Origin of the sequence: Reyranella sp. (assembly GCF_036558665.1) — a bacterium.
GTDB lineage: Bacteria > Pseudomonadota > Alphaproteobacteria > Reyranellales > Reyranellaceae > Reyranella.
In genome coordinates, this window is sequence record NZ_DATBFE010000068.1 from 18,980 (window position 1) to 35,680 (window position 16,701).

General features: G+C 64.9%; 15 protein-coding genes. 11 read left to right on the top strand and 4 right to left on the bottom strand.

Annotated elements, in window-relative coordinates; translation table 11 throughout:
• Positions 1–93: 93 nt before the first annotated feature.
• Entirely contained in the window at positions 94–801 is a 708-nt protein-coding gene (gene queC, locus VH499_RS10670; protein WP_332052708.1) for a 7-cyano-7-deazaguanine synthase QueC, read from the bottom strand.
• A gap of 80 nt (positions 802–881) precedes the next feature.
• Here queC and VH499_RS10675 point away from each other — a divergent pair, with 80 nt between their 5' ends.
• From VH499_RS10675 to VH499_RS10695, 5 genes are all read left to right on the top strand, one after another.
• Positions 882–1,310, top strand: a complete 429-nt coding sequence (locus VH499_RS10675) for a CBS domain-containing protein (RefSeq protein ID WP_332052709.1) — start codon at positions 882–884, stop codon at positions 1,308–1,310.
• 149 nt (positions 1,311–1,459) lie between these two features.
• Positions 1,460–2,323 (top strand): YihY/virulence factor BrkB family protein, encoded by an 864-nt coding sequence (locus VH499_RS10680; protein WP_332052710.1) that lies wholly within the window; start codon positions 1,460–1,462, stop codon positions 2,321–2,323.
• 62 nt (positions 2,324–2,385) lie between these two features.
• Positions 2,386–3,138: an SDR family NAD(P)-dependent oxidoreductase gene (locus VH499_RS10685; protein ID WP_332052711.1), complete on the top strand. Its 753-nt coding sequence runs from the start codon at positions 2,386–2,388 to the stop codon at positions 3,136–3,138.
• Positions 3,139–3,193: 55 nt separating this feature from the next.
• On the top strand, positions 3,194–4,345 hold the full coding sequence (locus VH499_RS10690) for an NAD(P)/FAD-dependent oxidoreductase (RefSeq protein ID WP_332052712.1): 1,152 nt from the start codon (positions 3,194–3,196) through the stop codon (positions 4,343–4,345).
• Positions 4,346–4,364: 19 nt separating this feature from the next.
• Positions 4,365–5,984: a M14 family metallocarboxypeptidase gene (locus tag VH499_RS10695; protein ID WP_332052713.1), complete on the top strand. Its 1,620-nt coding sequence runs from the start codon at positions 4,365–4,367 to the stop codon at positions 5,982–5,984.
• 6 nt (positions 5,985–5,990) lie between these two features.
• Here the strand turns inward: VH499_RS10695 and VH499_RS10700 are convergent, their stop codons facing one another.
• Positions 5,991–6,914, bottom strand: coding sequence for a polysaccharide deacetylase family protein (locus VH499_RS10700; protein WP_332052714.1), 924 nt, complete (start codon positions 6,912–6,914; stop codon positions 5,991–5,993).
• Position 6,915: 1 nt separating this feature from the next.
• Positions 6,916–7,815: a polysaccharide deacetylase family protein gene (locus VH499_RS10705; RefSeq protein WP_332052715.1), complete on the bottom strand. Its 900-nt coding sequence runs from the start codon at positions 7,813–7,815 to the stop codon at positions 6,916–6,918.
• A gap of 119 nt (positions 7,816–7,934) precedes the next feature.
• Between VH499_RS10705 and xdhA the strand changes: the two genes are divergently transcribed.
• The 3 genes from xdhA to VH499_RS10720 are packed head-to-tail and all read left to right on the top strand — an operon-like array spanning position 7,935 to position 12,415.
• The gene (gene xdhA / locus VH499_RS10710; protein WP_332052716.1) at positions 7,935–9,317 is read left to right on the top strand and encodes a xanthine dehydrogenase small subunit; all 1,383 of its coding nucleotides are present in this window, start codon (positions 7,935–7,937) and stop codon (positions 9,315–9,317) included.
• Positions 9,314–11,605: a xanthine dehydrogenase molybdopterin binding subunit gene (gene xdhB, locus VH499_RS10715; RefSeq protein ID WP_332052717.1), complete on the top strand. Its 2,292-nt coding sequence runs from the start codon at positions 9,314–9,316 to the stop codon at positions 11,603–11,605. Before xdhA ends, xdhB begins: the two co-directional genes overlap by 4 nt.
• Before the next feature lie 12 nt (positions 11,606–11,617).
• Positions 11,618–12,415 (top strand): SDR family oxidoreductase, encoded by a 798-nt coding sequence (locus VH499_RS10720; RefSeq protein WP_332052718.1) that lies wholly within the window; start codon positions 11,618–11,620, stop codon positions 12,413–12,415.
• A gap of 9 nt (positions 12,416–12,424) precedes the next feature.
• Here the strand turns inward: VH499_RS10720 and VH499_RS10725 are convergent, their stop codons facing one another.
• Positions 12,425–13,369 (bottom strand): hypothetical protein, encoded by a 945-nt coding sequence (locus VH499_RS10725; protein WP_332052719.1) that lies wholly within the window; start codon positions 13,367–13,369, stop codon positions 12,425–12,427.
• 106 nt (positions 13,370–13,475) lie between these two features.
• On the opposite strand from VH499_RS10725, the gene VH499_RS10730 reads away from it, so the two are divergent.
• From VH499_RS10730 to VH499_RS10740, 3 genes are all read left to right on the top strand, one after another.
• Complete coding sequence (locus VH499_RS10730; protein WP_332052720.1) at positions 13,476–15,317, top strand: NAD(P)/FAD-dependent oxidoreductase; 1,842 nt, start codon at positions 13,476–13,478, stop codon at positions 15,315–15,317.
• Between the two features lie 186 nt (positions 15,318–15,503).
• Positions 15,504–15,800, top strand: a complete 297-nt coding sequence (locus VH499_RS10735; protein WP_332052721.1) for a hypothetical protein — start codon at positions 15,504–15,506, stop codon at positions 15,798–15,800.
• A gap of 194 nt (positions 15,801–15,994) precedes the next feature.
• Positions 15,995–16,378, top strand: coding sequence for a DUF4168 domain-containing protein (locus VH499_RS10740; protein WP_332052722.1), 384 nt, complete (start codon positions 15,995–15,997; stop codon positions 16,376–16,378).
• Positions 16,379–16,701: the final 323 nt, after the last annotated feature.

The following is a 16,701-nucleotide window of genomic DNA, read 5'->3' on the forward strand; positions in this document are numbered from 1 at the left end:
ATCAGGAACGGTGCAAGTCCCGCTCGGCGCAGGGTCCTCACGCAAGAGTTGCATCGGCTGACGGCGTAAGTGCTCGGCAGCGCGCCTGCTGGTCTAGGCCGCCTCCTTCACCCATGTTTCGTAGCCGCGCTTGCGGAGGCTGCAGGCGGGGCATTCGCCACAGCCATGACCCCAAGGATGACGCGGCCCACGCTCGCTGCGATAGCAGGTGTGCGTATGGTCGAGTATAATCTCGACCAGCGGGTCGCCGCCAAGCCTATGAGCCAGCGCCCATGTCTGTGCCTTGTCGAGCCACATCAGCGGCGTATGCAGCACGAAGTTTCCGTCCATGCCGAGGTTGAGGGCGACCTGCAGGGCCTTCACCGTATTGTCCCGGCAATCGGGATAGCCCGAATAGTCGGTCTCGCACATGCCGCCGATCAGGTTGCGGAGGTTGTGCCGCCATGCGATCGCCGCGGCAAAGGTGAAGAAAAGGAGGTTGCGCCCGGGCACGAAGGTATTGGGAAGCCCGCTCTTTTCCATCGCGAAGGCGACATCGCGCGTGAGCGAGGTCTCGCTGATTTGCCCCAGGACGGCCATGTCGACCATATGATCCTCGCCCAGGCGGCCGGCCCATTGCGGGAACCGCCGCCGCAGCTCGTGCAGCACCACAAGGCGTTGGTCGAGCTCGACCCGATGCCTCTGCCGGTAGTCGAACGCGACCGTCTCGACATGCTGAAAGCGTTCTAGCGCCCAGGCGAGGCAGGTCGTAGAATCCTGACCGCCCGAGAAGAGCACCAGAGCCGAGCGGGAATCCTCCATAAGGCGTTTATGACCCGCCGCCTCTCGTGGCGCCATAGCGTTTGCGTTTTGCCCGTGATGGTATGGGAAAGGGGAAAGCCATGTTCGTCTCCGACATTCTTGCCGAGAAGGGCGGCATCGTCTTCAGCGTGACGCCGCGCACGACAGCCGCACAGGTAGCCGAGCAGCTCAGCACCCGCCGCGTCGGCTCGGTGCTGGTGCTTCGGGAGAATGAAGTGGTCGGTATCGTTTCGGAGCGGGATCTGGTGCGCGGGATGGCGCAACACGGCGCCGCGGCGCTGGAGATGGAGGCGCGCGAGATCATGACGACCGATGTCGTGAGTTGCGACCCCGATGATACGATCGAGCAGGTCATGGCAATCATGACGCGCGGCCGGTTCCGGCACCTCCCGGTGATCCGGCATGGCGAATTGTTGGGGCTGGTCTCGATCGGCGACGTCGTCAAGGCCCGCCTGACCGAGACGCAAGTCGAGGCCGAGGCGCTCAAGGCGTACATCGTCGCCAGTTGACGTTCGGGCCCGCCGAGGCTGTCGCATATCCGTGTCAGCATCCATGCGTGCAATGCCGATAGCCCTGCCTCCGCAACGACTCTTCGCATTGCGTGTTGAGTCGACATGGATGGGCGGACTTCCTCGCCGCCATCCGGTGTGGATGCGACGTGAGGCGTATCCGCGTCGGGTGGCTGCTGCTTAGGGACGCCGTCGACGGCTTCATTGCCGACGATGCGCTGAGCCGTGGGGCGTCGATCGCCTATTTCACGCTCTTTTCGATCGCGCCCGTGCTGCTGGTCGTCGTGGCGATCGCGGGCCTCGCATTCGGTCGACAGGCGGCCGAAGGCGCCATCGTGGCGCAACTCAGCGGCCTGATGGGCCGGGATACGGCCGAGACGCTGCAGACGATGATCGAGAGCGCCGCCCGGCCGCGCGAGGGTGTGATCGCGTCGGCGGTCGGCATCGTGGTGCTGATTGTCGCGACGACCGGCGTGTTCGGCGAAGTCCAGGCGGCGATGAACCGGATCTGGAAGGCAGCGCCAGGCCACCATTCGACTCTCTCTCGGCTGGTGCGCGCCCGCCTCGTCAGTCTCGGCCTCGTGGTTACGGCCGGCTTTCTCCTGATGGTATCGCTGGCCGCCAGTGCCGCGCTCGCCGGCCTTTCGGCCTACCTGCGCGCGGTGTTTCCGGCCGCAGAGACCGTGCTGAAGACAACCGACATCCTCATGTCCGGCCTTCTGATCGCGGGTCTGTTCGCGGCGATGTTCAAGGTGCTGCCAGACACGGAGATCGCCTGGCGCGACGTGGGCGTCGGTGCTCTGGTCTCGACGGTCCTCTTCGAAGGCGGAAAGTACGCCATCGCCTTCTATGTTGGGCAAAGCAACGTCGGCTCGTCCTATGGAGCGGCAGGCGCGCTGATCGTCCTCCTGATCTGGATCTACTACTCCGCCCAGATCTTCCTCTTCGGCGCGGAATTCACGCGCGCCTTCGCCCGTCGCTACGGCAGCCATGCGCGGCCCGCCGATAGATGAGCATGTTCTTGGTCTTGCCGGTCGATCTCCGCTAGGGTCGCGCGTCTCGAACAGGAGATCGTATGTCACTTCCCTTGGAAGGCAGAGTGGCGCTGGTAACCGGCGCCGGCAGGAATATCGGCCGCGCCATTGCGCTCGCCCTCGCCCGCGACGGTGCGACCGTCCTGGTGAACGGCCGCAGAGACAAGGCAGCGGTCGACGCTGTGGTGGACGAGATCTCGCGCGCTGGCGGCAAGGCTGTGGCGGCGATGGGCGACGTCTCGGATCGCGATGTGCCGCCACGCCTCGCGGCCGAAGCGGAGAAGGTGGGCGGCGCCGATATCCTGGTGAGCAATGCCGGGCTCCGCCGGCAGACATCGTTTCTCGACATGTCGTTCGAGGAGTGGCGCGAGATCCTGGCGGTCGCCCTCGACGGTGCTTTCCTGCTGGGCAGGGCCCTGGTTCCGCAGATGGTCGCCAAGGGCAGGGGCGGTGCCTTTGTCGCCCTGTCGGGAATTTCGACCCATGTCGGGACGCCCAACCGCTGCCATGTCTCGGCCTCAAAGGCCGGTCTCGAAGGGCTGATGCGCGCACTTGCCGTCGAGCTCGCCCCGCATCGCATTACCTGCAACGCCCTCTCGCCCGGGGCCATCGACACGACACGCGGCGCCTCCGCGGGCCCCGCACCCGTAGGCAGGCTCAATCGGCCAATTCCCCTCAAGCGCTTCGGCACCGTGGATGAGATCGCTGCCATGGTGCGGTTGCTGGTTGGGCCGGAAGGCACTTTCATCACCGGTCAGACGATCCACGTGAATGGCGGCGAGTTCCTGACGTGAGGCAACTGATCACGGACGTTCCGGACGTGCAGATAGAATGCCGTCAGGCGCGGGCGTGAATCGTTGCTTGTTCGATGTGATCGTCGTTGGCGCTGGCGCGGCCGGGCTCATGTGCGCACTGCGTGCGGGCCAACGTGGCCGGCGTGTTCTCGTGCTGGAGCACGCCGAAAAGGTCGGCAAGAAGATCCTGATCTCGGGTGGCGGCCGCTGCAATTTCACCAATGCCGACAGCCGGCCCGAGGCCTTCCTCTCGGCCAATCCGCATTTCTGCAAGTCGGCGCTGGCGCGCTATACGCATCACGACTTCATCGCTTTGGTCGACAAGCATCGCATCGCCTGGCACGAGAAGACCCTCGGTCAGTTGTTTTGCGATGGGTCGGCGCGGCAAATCGTGGCCATGCTGCTTTCGGAATGTTCCGCCGGCGGCGTCGATATACGCGTCTTGCACCGCATCGGGAGCATCGAAAGATCGGACCGCTTCTCGGTGCGGACCGACAAGGGTGATTTTGAGGCGTCGTCGGTCGTGCTAGCAACCGGTGGACTCTCCATTCCCAAGATGGGCGCCACCGGCTTCACGCATGACGTCGCCCGTCGCTTCGGCCTTGCCATCGCCGAGATGCGGCCGGCGCTGGTTCCGCTGACGGTCGACGTGCCCGGATTGAGCGGCGTGTCGTTGGACGTGATGGCACGCTGCGGCCGGGCGACTTTCCGCGAGGCCATGCTATTCACGCACCGCGGCCTGTCGGGGCCTGCGATCCTGCAGATCTCTTCCTACTGGCGCGAAGGACAAGAGATCAGCATCGACCTTTTGCCTGGAATCGATGCGGCTGCGCTCCTGAAGGAGCGCAAGCGTGTGCGGCCCAAGGCCGAGTTGCGTACCATCTTGGCCGAATTGATGCCGCAACGTTTCGCCCAGCACCTCGCGTTCGTCGGCGCGATCGGCGAGCATCGCGACAAGGAGCTGGAGGCGGTCGCCGAGCGTCTTAAGGACTGGCGCCTCGTCCCGACCGGCACCGAGGGTTACGCGAAGGCCGAGGTGACCCTGGGTGGGGTCGACACCGCCGAATTGGCGTCACGCACCCTGGAGGCGCGCAAGGTGCCGGGCCTTTACGTCATCGGCGAAGCCGTCGACGTCACAGGGTGGTTGGGCGGCTACAATTTCCAATGGGCCTGGTCGTCCGGCTGGGCCGCGGGCGAGACGGTGTAGCGGCGACGGAGCTACGGCGATGCGGAACTTTCCTGTCTCGGTACTCGTGCTGGCTGCCCTCGCGCTGCCCGGTACCGCTGCCGCCCAACCGGCCGAAAGACCGCGAGCGCCGTCGGATTATCGCGAGAGCGCGGCGGTGCTTGCACACTATCCCAGGGTGCCGGGTGTGCGCCTCGACAGTCCGGCCTTCCGCGCGTCCGAACCGGCACTTACCAGCCAGTCGGCGATGCTCGATTTCCTGAGGGCGCTGGTTCGCGATCCGAGTCGCGTACGTCTCGGCAGCATCGGCCAGTCGCGCCAGGGCCGAGACATCCCGATTCTCTATTTCACCGCCGAAGGGCTCGAGGATATCGCGGCGATCGGGCGGCTCGGCCGTCCCGTGGTATGGCTGATCGGTCAGCAGCACGGCAACGAACCGGCGGGCGGCGAGGCGATGCTTGCTCTTGCCTCGGCGCTGGCCGAAGGCGAGCTGGCGCCGCTCCTGTCGAAGGTGACCGTGGTGATCGTGCCACGCGTCAACGTCGATGGGGCGGCCGCCGACCGCCGCGTGCTGGCAAGCGGCGCCGATCCTAATCGCGACCACCTGCTGCTCGGCCAGCCCGAGATCCGCGCCCTGCATCGCGCGATGCAGGCCCTGCCGCCCGACGTGGTCTTCGACCATCACGAATTCAGTGTCGCCTGGCGCTGGCTCGACAAGTTCGGCGGTCTGCAGCAGCCCGACGTCATGATCCTGGAGGCGACCAATCCCTTGATCCCGAAGGCGCTCACCGAGATCGAGCGTGGCCTGTACCGGCCAGCTCTGGAAGCCGCTATCGGTGAGAATGGCCTTGTCCAGCATGACTACCTCACGACGAGCGCCGATCCAGAGGACAAACGCGTGTCTCTGGGCGGCACCGCGCCCGGCATCGCGCGCAACACGTTCGGCTTGCGTGGCAGTGTCTCCTACCTGATCGAAACGCGAGGCGTGGGCATAGGCCTGCAAAGCTATCAGCGCCGCGTCGCCACCCACTATCTGCTGGCCCGAGCGGTGCTGCGGACGACGGCGGCCGATCCCCGGACCCTGCTCCGGCGTCTTGCCGAGGCGCGGCAGGCGGCGGCGAGCGATCGCAGGGCCCTCGTGGTGTCACACGAGGAGGGCGAGCGCCGGATCGCGTTGCCGTTGATCGATCCACAAACTGGTGCGTCGCGGCCGACCAGGGTCGAATTGGTCGACAGCCGCGACATCCATCCCATCGATGTCCGCACCCGGCCTCGCGGCTACCTGGTACTGCACGACGCCGGTGGACTTGCCGACCGGCTTTCCTTGAACGAAGTGCATTCCTGCGCAACGGCCGCCACCAAGTCCGTCGCCGTCGAGGCCTACGACGTGGCGCCGAACGGGGCGAATACCAAGCGCGAGGCGATCAATCCTGAACAATCGGTGCGGGTACGCGTGAGCACCAAGATGATCGACGTGCCGGCAGGCGCTTTGTTCGTGCCCATCTCACAGCCCGCGGCGGGCATCGTCGCCTCGGCGCTCGAACCCGATTCGCCCGGCAGCTATATCGGAGCGGGCGTCATTCCCATGACAGCCGGCGTGACCGAGGCGCCAGTCTATCGAGTGATGCCAGGCTCGGCGCCCACGATCGGCTGTCGCTAGACCCGCTCATTCCATCATCGTCTCCGCGTAGTGGGCGGCGATCTCGCCGGGTGTGGCATGCCAGACGTTGCCGAAACGCTCGATGCGGCGCAGCGCTTCGTCGAGATACCGGATCCGATGCGCCATGCCCATCAGCCACGGATGGATGGAAAGACTGAACACCTGGCCGCCCTCGCGATGCAGAAGTTCGAAGGCGTCAGCCACCAGATCGGGATAGCGCGTGGTATTGATGCGGCGCAGCCATAGCTGCTGCACGTCGTCCCATTCGGGCTGGTTCGGCATGGAGATAAATTTCCTGCCGCCCTTCATGGGATACGGTTGGTCGTCGTTCGGCCAGTCCAACACATAGTCGAAGCCCGACTCTGCCAGCAGCTTCGGTGTGCGCTGGCTCTCGCCATACTCCTGGCCGAGCCAGCCCTTGGGCGTCACGCCTGCGGCCTTCTCGAGAGCGGTCTTGGCGGAGGCGATCTCGGCCTTCTCCTCGGTTTCGCTCATCCTGGAGGAGATCATCCGATTGGCCGAAACGCCGTGGGCGATGAACTCGTATTTGCGTTTCTTAAACTGGGAGATCAGGTACGGGTAGCGTTCGGCCGCCATCGCATTCACGGCCGCGCCCGCCCGAATCCGGTAGCGGTCGAGCACGTCGAGCACGCGGAAGATTCCGGTGCGGTTGCCGTATTCGCGCTGCGTCCAGGTGCGGTAGTCGGGATGGAAATTGCCGAATTCCCCGACGAAGCGTCCGTCCTTCACGCTGCCCTCCGCCGGCAACAGCTCGTAGTATTCGAGATGCAGCACGACGCAGAAGGCGACACGCGCTTTGTGCGGCCATTCGAGGGGCCGCCGGACCGGATACGGCGAGTAGTCGTACCAGGCGTTGTCGATGCCTGGCTTGAGAGGCGGCGGGTTCTTGGAAACGGAGGGACCGCTCATCTCACGCTTCCTTGCCGAGATGCTTCTGGTAGGCGGCAAGCCCGTTCGCCATATACCAGTCGAGGATCTCCTCGGCGGTACAGATCCAGACATCCTTGTGCTGGCGGATGTAGCCAAGGGCCCGATCGAGATATTTCAGCCGGTGCGGCGCGCCCATCATGTAGGGATGAAGCGCAAGACACATCACGCGGCCGTTCTCGCCGCCCTCGCGGTAGACGGTGTCGAAATGGTCGACGATCATCTGCGCGAATTCCTCCGCTTCGACCGGCTGGCGGTAGATCATCGCGTCGTTGAGATCCATCGAATAGGGCACGTGGATCAGGGGACCATGTCTCGTCGCGACCGGCGTCGGCTGATCGTCGTGGTAGAAGTCGCAGAAATACTCGAGCCCTGCCTCTTTCACGAGATCCGGCGTGTTGAGAGTGTTGGAGACGGCGGGCGAGAACCAGCCGCGCAGCTTGCGGCCGGTGAGGCGCAGGTGCGTCGTCTTGCTGTGTTCGATGACCTCGCGCTCTTCCTGCTCGCTGTAGCCCCAATGGTAGCGCGTGTTGAAATAGCCGTGGCTCATATATTCCCAGCGCCGCGCTTCCATGGCTTCGAGGATCTGGGGATACATCTCCATCACCGACATGGAGAGTGAGACGGTGCAGCGGATGCTATGCCTGTCGAGCACCTCGAACATGCGCCACAGGCCGACACGATTGCCGTAGTCCCGGCCGCCATAGCCCAGCACGTCGGGATGGGGCATGCGGGGCCAGGGGTTGCGCACGCGCACCTCGGCGGGAATGTATTCGTAGTGCTCGATATTGGGGCAAACCCAGACCGCGACGCGCGCGCCGTCGGGCCAGGAAAGCTTTGGTCGCTCGACGACGGGTGAATAGCCGAACCGATACGGATCCATGTGATCCCTTCCTTGTGGTGCGCAAAGTGCACCATGGAGGCCAGGCATGTGCAACACGCGTTCGGGGCAAGTCAGTGTAAGGCTTGCAGGATTGTCTCTGCCCGCTCATCCTCGTCCGCATGGCGGACTGCATACGCTTTGCGCTGAACGGTCTGCCGGTCGAGCTGTCGGACACCTCACCGATGACGACTCTGCTCGACTGGCTGCGCGAGCAGCGTGGTCTCAAGGGCACCAAGGAGGGCTGTGCCGAAGGCGATTGCGGCGCGTGCACGGTGGTGCTGGAGCGCGCCCACGGCGGGCACGAGGCGATGAACGCCTGCATCGCGCTCCTCGGCCAGATCGACGGCCAGTCAGTGCGCACTGTCGAAGGGTTGCGCGACAAGGATGGCGGCGTGCATCCGGTGCAGCGCGCGCTGGCCGAGGCCGATGCGACTCAGTGCGGCTTCTGCACCCCGGGCTTCGTGATGACCGCCTACGCCTTCGCGTGCGGCGGTGAGTCGGCCGACCTTGAAACCATCCACGATGCGCTCGCCGGAAATCTTTGCCGATGCACCGGCTACCGCCCGATCGTCGCCGCGATGAAGCAAGTGGCCGGCATCGCAGCGGAGCCGGCGGTGCTGCCGCCGAAGCGCGACGGCTCGGCAGTCTTCGACGGTCGTTTCTTCGCACCGCGCAGCCTTGGCGATCTTCTCAAGGCGCGTGCAGACTATCCCGATGCCCCGTTACTAGCGGGTGGCACCGATCTCGGCCTGCTGGCGAGCCGAGCGCGCAAGCCACCGCGATCGGTCATCCATGTCGCGCAGGTGCCGGAGTTGACCGTCATCGAGGAGGGCAAGGATGAGATCACGATCGGCGCCGCCGTTTCTTACACGCAGGCGATGCCGGCGCTGATCGGAGCCTTTCCTGCACTGAGACCTTACCTGTCCCGCCTGGGCTCGCGGCAGATCCGGACAATGGGCACGATCGGCGGCAATCTCGGCACAGCCTCCCCCATCGGCGACATGCCGCCGGTGCTGCTGGCGCTGGAAACGCGCCTCAAGCTCGTCTCGAAGCGCGGCGTTCGCGATCTGTCGCTGGACGATTTCTTTCTCGGCTATCGCCGGACGGCGCTGGCCCCCGACGAGGTGATCCAGAGCTTCACTCTGCCGCGGCTCTCTCCGGGTGAGCATTTTTTCTGCGACAAGGTGAGCAAGCGGCGCGATCAGGACATCTCGACCGTCGCCGGTTCCTACCGCGTGCGGATCAAGGAGGGACGGATCGAACAGGTGCGGCTGGCCTTCGGCGGCATGGCGGCCACGCCCAAACGGGCAAGCCACGCCGAGGCGGCCCTGCTGAAGGACGGTTTCGCAGCGGCAGCGACCGCCTTGCCGAAGGATTTCCAACCGATCGACGATTGGCGTGGCTCGGCTGTCTACCGCCTGCAGGTCGCGATGAACCTGTTGCGCCGGTTGGAAGTGCGGCTGGCCGAGCCGGATCGTCCGGTCGAAGTCGAGGCGTTATGACCGTCCATCGTCCCCACCGGCATGACAGCGCACTGAAGCATGCGACCGGACAGGCACTCTATATCGATGACCTGCCTGAGCCGCCGGGCACGCTGCAGGCGGCGCTGATTCTCAGTCCGGTTGCCGCCGGCCGCCTGCGCAAGCTCGATCTGTCCGCTGTCGCGGCTGCGTCCGATGTCGTCACTGTGCTCGGTCCGGGTGACATTCCGGGCAAGAACGACGTGGCGCCCGTGGGCCAGAATGAGCCGCTGTTTGCGAGCGATCAGGTTTCCTATGCGGGCCAGCCACTGGCGCTGGTGGTGGCGCGCACTCTCGACGCAGCTCGCTTGGCAGCCGACCGGGCGATCATCGACATCGAATCGGCGGACGCGATTCTCGATATCGAGACGGCGCTGGCGAGGAAAGACTTCGTGCAGGCGCCCTCGACCTTGCAGCGCGGCGATGTCGACTCAGCTCTGAAATCGGCACCCTACCGGCTGAGCGCCGAGTTCCGTGTCGGTGGGCAGGAGCATTTCTATCTCGAAGGCCAGGTCGCTTTCGCGCTGCCGGGCGAGGATGGCGATATCGTCGTGCATTCCTCGACCCAGCATCCGACCGAGGTCCAGCATATCTGCGCCCGCCTGCTGGGCTGCGACTACAATCGCGTGACCGCTGTTGTGCGGCGGCTGGGCGGCGGCTTCGGTGGCAAGGAGAGCAACGCCTCCTGGGTCGCTGGTGCGGCGGCGCTGGCGGCGCATCGCACCGGACGCCCGGTGAAGCTGCGCCTTCCGCGCGAAGTGGACATGATCACCACCGGGAAGCGCCACCCGTTCCTCTGCCGCTACACGGTGGGCTTCGATGGCGAGGGCCGGGTGCTGGCGCTGGATGCGATGCTCGCGGCCGATGCCGGCTGGAGTCTCGATCTCACGCCGGGCGTCGTGGCACGCGCGCTGACCCATACCGACAACGCCTATTGGATCCCGCATTTCCGCGCCGTCGGTTACGCCTGCCGGACCAACAAGCAGTCCAACACGGCATTCCGAGGCTTCGGCGGCCCGCAAGGCGTCGTGGTGATGGAGGATGCGCTCGACCGCATCGCCCGCCATCTCGGCTGCGATCCCGATCAAGTGCGCGCACTCAACTTCTACGGCGAGGGGAGGGACGAGACCCCGTATGGCCAGAAGGTCGAGCAGAATCATCTGCCGCGCGTCTGGGCTGAGCTTCACCGCGACGCGGAGGTCGAGCGGCGGCGAGCGGAGATCGCGGCCTTCAATCGGACCAGCTCCGTGCTGAAGCGCGGGCTTGGCCTGTTCCCCCTGAAGTTCGGCATCTCCTTCAACCTGCCGCACATGAACCAGGCGGGCGCGCTGGTCCATGTCTACACCGACGGCTCGATCCGTCTGAACCATGGCGGCACCGAGATGGGGCAGGGCCTGTTCGTCAAGGTGGCGCAGGTCGTAGCCGAGGTCTTCAAGGTCGAACTCGATCGCGTGAGGCCGTCTGCGACCTCGACGGCCGAGGTGCCCAACACCTCGCCTACCGCCGCTTCGACCGGCTCTGACTTGAACGGCTGGGCGGCCTTCGAAGCAGCCAACACCATCAGGCAGCGCATGATCGCCTTCGCCGCCGAGCATTTTGGTGCGGCCCCGGGCGAGATCGAGTTCGCGGACGGCAACGTGCGTATCGCCAAACCCGGCAGCAACCAGGTGCTGAGCTTCGGCGAGCTGGCGCGACTTTGCCATCTCGGCCGCGTGTCGCTCTCTTCGACGGGCTTCTACAGGACGCCCAAGATCCACTGGGATCCCGTGACGATGCGCGGTCGGCCGTTCTTCTACTACTCGTTCGGCGCTGCAGCCGCAGAAGTCGCGATCGACACACTCACGGGCGAAAGCCGCGTCTTGCGCGCCGATCTCGTCCAGGATTGCGGCGCCTCACTCAATCCGGCGATCGATCTGGGCCAGATCGAGGGCGCGTTCGTGCAGGGGCAGGGCTGGTTCATCTGCGAGGAGCTCTGGTGGGACGACGAGGGCCGACTGCGCACGGTCGGGCCCTCGACCTACAAGATTCCCGGTAGCCGCGACGTACCGGCGATCTTCAACGTAAGGATGCTGGACAGTGCGCCGGCGATCGAAGCTACCATCTTCCGCTCCAAGGCCGTGGGCGAGCCGCCGCTGATGCTGGCAACGGCGGTGTGGAACGCACTCAAGGACGCGATCGCCTCTGCCGGTCAGGGCCAGACCGCAGTGCGATTGGATGCGCCGGCGACGCCCGAGCGCATCCTGGCGGCAATCGCTAAGCTCAACGCCTGACTGGAGGAATCGATGGACGTACGCATGGACGGCCGCGTCGCCGTGATCACGGGCGCGAGCGCGGGGCTGGGGCTTGCCATGGCCAGGGAATTCGCCGCCTCGGGAGGTTCGGTGGCGATGCTGGCGCGGAAAGCGGATGCGCTCGCCACGGCCAGAACGGAAGTGCAGAAGGCAGCCGGGAAGACCAATGGCAAGATCGAGTCCTATTCCTGCGACGTCGCCAAGGCCGGGCCGATCGCGGACACATGGAAGAAGATCGTGGCCGACTTCGGCAAGGTCGACATCGTGGTGAACAATGCCGGCGTCAGCCACGCCAAGCCGTTTGACACCGTGACCGATGCGGATTGGCAGGGCGATCTCGATCTCAAGCTCTTTGCCGCGATCCGAACGATCCGGCTCGCGCTGCCCGGCATGCGCGAACGCAAATGGGGCCGCATCCTCAATGTACTGAATATCGGTGCCAAGGCACCGAACGCCAATTCGACGCCGACCAGCGTGAGCCGCGCCGCGGGGCTTGCGCTCACCAAGGCGCTCTCCCAGGAGAACGCCGCGCACAATGTGCTCGTGAACGCGATGCTGGTGGGTTTGATCGACAGCGACCAGTGGGTGCGCCGCCACAAGACCACGGCCGGCGAAGGCAAGACCTACCAGCAGTTCCTCGACGGCATGGCCAAGGGCCGCATCCCGCTCGGCCGCATGGGCAAGGCGGAGGAATTCGCCCGCATGGCCTGTTTTCTTTGCTCCGATGCCGGCTCCTATGTGACCGGCGTCGCGATCAATGTCGATGGCGGCATGAGTCCAGTGGTCTAGGGACCGCGCTCACCCTGCAGCCGTCACGTTCAGTGCCCGGCGAAGTTCCTCGAGGTCGCGCTCGACCCAGTTCCAGACCTGCCAATCGGCGCCGAAGATGTCGGTCTTGATTTCGCGGCCGCGCGCCCAGGCGTGCCAGAATTCGTCGGGATCGAGGCCGCCGGCGGTCGACTTGGCGACGTCGTTGATCTTGATGTCGAGATGCCAGCTGAAGATGACCGGCAGGATGTGACCGGCCATCGGGTTGACCGGATGCATGGCCGCGGTGAAGGTCGAGACCAGGATTTCACCGCGTGCGCTCGTGTCGTAGCCCGAGATCACATGCGTCGAGTCGTGCGGCGTGCCGAAGCGTTCGTTGAGAGCCGCCGGATCGCCGGGGAAGGCATAGCCGTTCTTCTTGTAGAAGGCCCAGAGCGTCCTGCCGAATGTGGCGTCGGGCAGATGTCCGAGCGCTTCGTAGCGCTCGGCGAGCCGCGGATCGGCCTTGTCGCCTACATAGGGCAGGAACCACGGCATCGGATCCCTGTCGCCCCAAGGCTTGCCGGTGATGCTTTCCATGTTCTGTCGTGTCATGTCGGCCAGCGACCAGGCGATATGGCCTGAAGCGGCTTCGACAATCTCGGTGAGGTAGCTCTCCTCGACATCGAGAGCGCGCGAATAATCCAGCACCCGCGCCACCTTCATCTTGTCGAGGCTGCCGTCGACCATGGTCATGACCGTGAGATACTTTACCGCTTCGGTCCTCACGGCGGTTTCCTTGAGCGTTGCAGCGAGATCGGGAGGCGCGACCCTTGGCAAGGTCTCGCAGTCCTTCATTCCTGTCCGACGCAGCAGATAGCGTCCCGCGGCCAGGATGCTGGCCTTGTCGGCGTCGGTGAGCGGCCCGCCGGCCAATGCCACCTGCCGCATCGCGGCAAGAATGGCATCGCTCTGGATCTGATCGATCTGACGCATCCGCGACCTCTTTGCCCGACATCGGCCGGAAATGACTATAGGATCGAATCGATGACGACCCAAAGCCGCCGCCCTGCTCGCGGCGACCGATTGTTGGAGGAACCGTATGCCGGGCGGAACAAAGGAGATCGAAGCGCTTGTCGCGCAATGGTTCGCGCAATTCGAGGACGCCCTTTCACAGGCTGACGAGGCTCCGCTCAAGGCCCTGTTTCACGTCGACAGCCATTGGCGCGACGTCCTGGCGCTCACCTGGCAAATCGAAACCGTCAGCGGCCGCGACGCCATCGTGAAGGCGATGAAGGCCTGCGCGGTCCGGGCTCGACCGGCAAACTTCACCATCGACCCCGAGCGCACCGCGCCTCGTCGGGTGATGCGCGCGGGCTGCGAAGCCATCGAGGCGATCTTCAGATTCGAGACGGCGCACGGCCAGGGCAGCGGCGTCCTGCGGCTTACGCCGGATGGTGGCGACGGCGGCACGTTGAAGGCATGGACTTTGCTCACAGCGCTGGAGGAGTTGAAAGGTCAGAAGGAGCAGATCGGCCGGGCGCGGCCGCATGGTGACTCCTATTCACGCGACTTTCGCGGGCCCAACTGGTTCGATCTCCGGAAGGCTGCCGTCGCCTATGCCGACCGCGATCCCGCCGTGCTCGTCGTGGGCGGCGGGCAGGCCGGCTTGTCGATTGCCGCGCGGCTGGCCCAGCTCCAGGTCGACACGCTGATCGTCGACCGTATGCCGCGCATCGGCGACAACTGGCGCCAGCGCTACCATGCGCTCACCCTGCACAACCAGGTGCAGGTCAATCACCTGCCCTACATGCCGTTCCCGCCAAACTGGCCGACCTATATTCCCAAGGACAAGCTCGCCGGCTGGTTCGAAGCTTATGTCGAGAGTCTGGAGCTCAACTACTGGCCGGACACCGAGTTCGAGGGCGGGCTCTACGACGAACGGGCACGTCAGTGGATCGTCACGCTGCGCCGCGCCGATGGCATGCGCCGCGAGATGCGACCACGCCATGTCGTCATGGCAACCGGCGTGAGCGGCATTCCCAACATGCCCGATATCGCCACGCTGCCGGACTTTCGCGGCAAGGTGCTGCATTCCAGCCAGTACGATGACGGCGAGGCGTGGAAGGGCAAGAACGCCCTGGTCATCGGCACCGGCAACAGCGGCCACGACATCGCTCAGGATCTCCATTCGAGCGGCGCGAAAGTGACGATCGTGCAGCGCAGCCCGACCTTGATCGTGAACGTCGAACCGAGTGCACAGCTACCCTATGCGCTGTACGACGAGGGGCCTTCGCTCGAGGACTGTGATCTCGTCACGGTCGCGACGCCGCTGGCGCTGGCGAAGAAGAGTCACGTCCTGTTCACCGAACGGGCCAGGAACATGGACAGGAAACTCCTCGACGGACTGGAGCGCATCGGCTTCCGGCTCGATTTCGGCGAGGACGGCACGGGCTGGCAGTTCAAATATCTCACCCGCGGCGGCGGCTACTACTTTAACGTCGGCTGCTCCGATCTTCTGGTCGAGGGCAAGATCGGGTTGAGGCAGTTCTCCGATATCAGCCGGTTCGTCGCCGAAGGTGCGCGAATGTGCTCAGGCGACATGCTCGCCGCCGACCTGATCGTGCTGGCAACCGGATACAAAGGTCAGGAACATCTCGTGCGCAAGCTGTTCGGCGACGAGGTGGCCGCCCGCGTCGGTCCGATCTGGGGCTTCGGCGAAGGTCAGGAACTGCGCAACATGTTCGCTGCCACGGCGCAGCCGGGACTTTGGTTCATCGCCGGCAGCCTCGCCCAGTGCCGCATCTACTCGAAATACCTCGCGCTCCAGATCAAGGCCTGCGAGCTGGGCCTGCTGCGTCAGGGCCTGCCGATTGCCGCCGGCGCGGAAGAACGGCGCGCAGGCCGCAGCGAGCCTGCGGACTTGTCGTCTGCCGGAAGTTGAAATGTGGTGAGAATGCGGGCGCAAATTATTCCACAGGCGGGTTGACCGCGTGAGTGTTGGGTCTAGATTGAACGAGCGGACGGGCCGAACGAATCAATAGTCGTTACTTCCCGATCACCACTTCAAGTGGGAGGCCTCCGCAGAACCCGATACGCGAACGGAAACCCCCAATCGGAAGGGTATGCGATGAAGCTGAACTCCTCGCAGATCGAGCGGACATTGCATCAATTCGACGCTCAGGCCATTCCAGCGGAACATCCCGCGATACCGAAACTGGAACGGCTGTTTGGCGACCATACGTACTTTCTCGACAACAACGGCCTCAATATCGTCGAGCCGGTCGAAGCGGAGCAGGCCGACAATCGCTTTGGCGTGATAGTGAACCTGGCCAGTTGGACCGATGACAGCGCGGCGAGCCTGCAGCCGCACGAACCTGAGCCGACCGAACTGGTGGTCGATCTCGAGACCGATCTCCGACACTGACCGTATCGCGGGTGTGAGCGGATCCGTTAGGATCCGTTCGAATCGCCGGCGCAACGGCGACGACCTTGTGCCGGCTGCCGGTCGCCCGCCGCCGGCCACTGCTGGTTTCTGCCGAATGAACCCTGGATGTCGCGCCGCGCGCGGCTTTCCCGAAGAGGACACCCAACGAAGAGGACATCCAACAAGGAGACCCTATGAGATTGACCACCGGGCTTTGCGCCGCACTGATGTTCGCTGCTGCGGGCTCTCTGTCCGCTCCCGCCGCAACCGCACAGAACCAACCTTCCTCGCCGTCGACAAAGACGCCGGGCACGACGTCGCCTGCCAGTATTCCCGACAAGAAGCTCGACGCCGCGGCGGCAGCCGTCAAAAAAGTGTCCGCCGTCAGCAACAGCTACAAGGACAGGATCGCCAAGGCGCCCGCGGCCGACAAGGAACGTCTCATCGGCGAGGCCAACGACGCCATGAAGAAGGCGGTCACCGACCAGGGCCTGTCGGTCGAGGAATATACCTCGATCGTCAATGTGGCCCAGAGCGATCCCGCCGTCCGCGACAAGCTGCTCAAGCGGCTGCAATGAAGCGACCGGGCACGGCGCCGGTCGCTATTCGCCTTGCAGCCGTTGGGACAGATACCGGCAGGCGCCGTAGTTGCCTTTCCGCTCCGCCCCGCGATGTGTTGCTCGTCGTCGACACGGACGCGAGGAGCTCAGCTCAACGTACTGCCGGTCAGCGGGTCGTCCATCGACCAGGTACACACCGAGCGGTTCGACGCAGAGGGCGTGCCGCTGGCGGGACCAAGTCGCTCATTTGCGGGCTCAAGGAACGTCAACAGCAGAGGCCTGATCGCATTGCCTCTCATCGAATGTGTTGTGCGCCGAACCCGATGATCGAAGTGGGCCGG

What these genes read in the sequence shown, in the direction of transcription:
- queC (WP_332052708.1), bottom strand. Translation starts at nt 801, where the DNA reads ATGGAGGATTCCCGCTCGGCTCTGGTGCTCTTCTCGGGCGGTCAGGAT.
- VH499_RS10675 (WP_332052709.1), top strand. Translation starts at nt 882, where the DNA reads ATGTTCGTCTCCGACATTCTTGCCGAGAAGGGCGGCATCGTCTTCAGC.
- VH499_RS10685 (WP_332052711.1), top strand. Translation starts at nt 2,386, where the DNA reads ATGTCACTTCCCTTGGAAGGCAGAGTGGCGCTGGTAACCGGCGCCGGC.
- VH499_RS10695 (WP_332052713.1), top strand. Translation starts at nt 4,365, where the DNA reads ATGCGGAACTTTCCTGTCTCGGTACTCGTGCTGGCTGCCCTCGCGCTG.
- VH499_RS10700 (WP_332052714.1), bottom strand. Translation starts at nt 6,914, where the DNA reads ATGAGCGGTCCCTCCGTTTCCAAGAACCCGCCGCCTCTCAAGCCAGGC.
- VH499_RS10705 (WP_332052715.1), bottom strand. Translation starts at nt 7,815, where the DNA reads ATGGATCCGTATCGGTTCGGCTATTCACCCGTCGTCGAGCGACCAAAG.
- xdhA (WP_332052716.1), top strand. Translation starts at nt 7,935, where the DNA reads ATGGCGGACTGCATACGCTTTGCGCTGAACGGTCTGCCGGTCGAGCTG.
- xdhB (WP_332052717.1), top strand. Translation starts at nt 9,314, where the DNA reads ATGACCGTCCATCGTCCCCACCGGCATGACAGCGCACTGAAGCATGCG.
- VH499_RS10720 (WP_332052718.1), top strand. Translation starts at nt 11,618, where the DNA reads ATGGACGTACGCATGGACGGCCGCGTCGCCGTGATCACGGGCGCGAGC.
- VH499_RS10725 (WP_332052719.1), bottom strand. Translation starts at nt 13,369, where the DNA reads ATGCGTCAGATCGATCAGATCCAGAGCGATGCCATTCTTGCCGCGATG.
- VH499_RS10730 (WP_332052720.1), top strand. Translation starts at nt 13,476, where the DNA reads ATGCCGGGCGGAACAAAGGAGATCGAAGCGCTTGTCGCGCAATGGTTC.
- VH499_RS10735 (WP_332052721.1), top strand. Translation starts at nt 15,504, where the DNA reads ATGAAGCTGAACTCCTCGCAGATCGAGCGGACATTGCATCAATTCGAC.
- VH499_RS10740 (WP_332052722.1), top strand. Translation starts at nt 15,995, where the DNA reads ATGAGATTGACCACCGGGCTTTGCGCCGCACTGATGTTCGCTGCTGCG.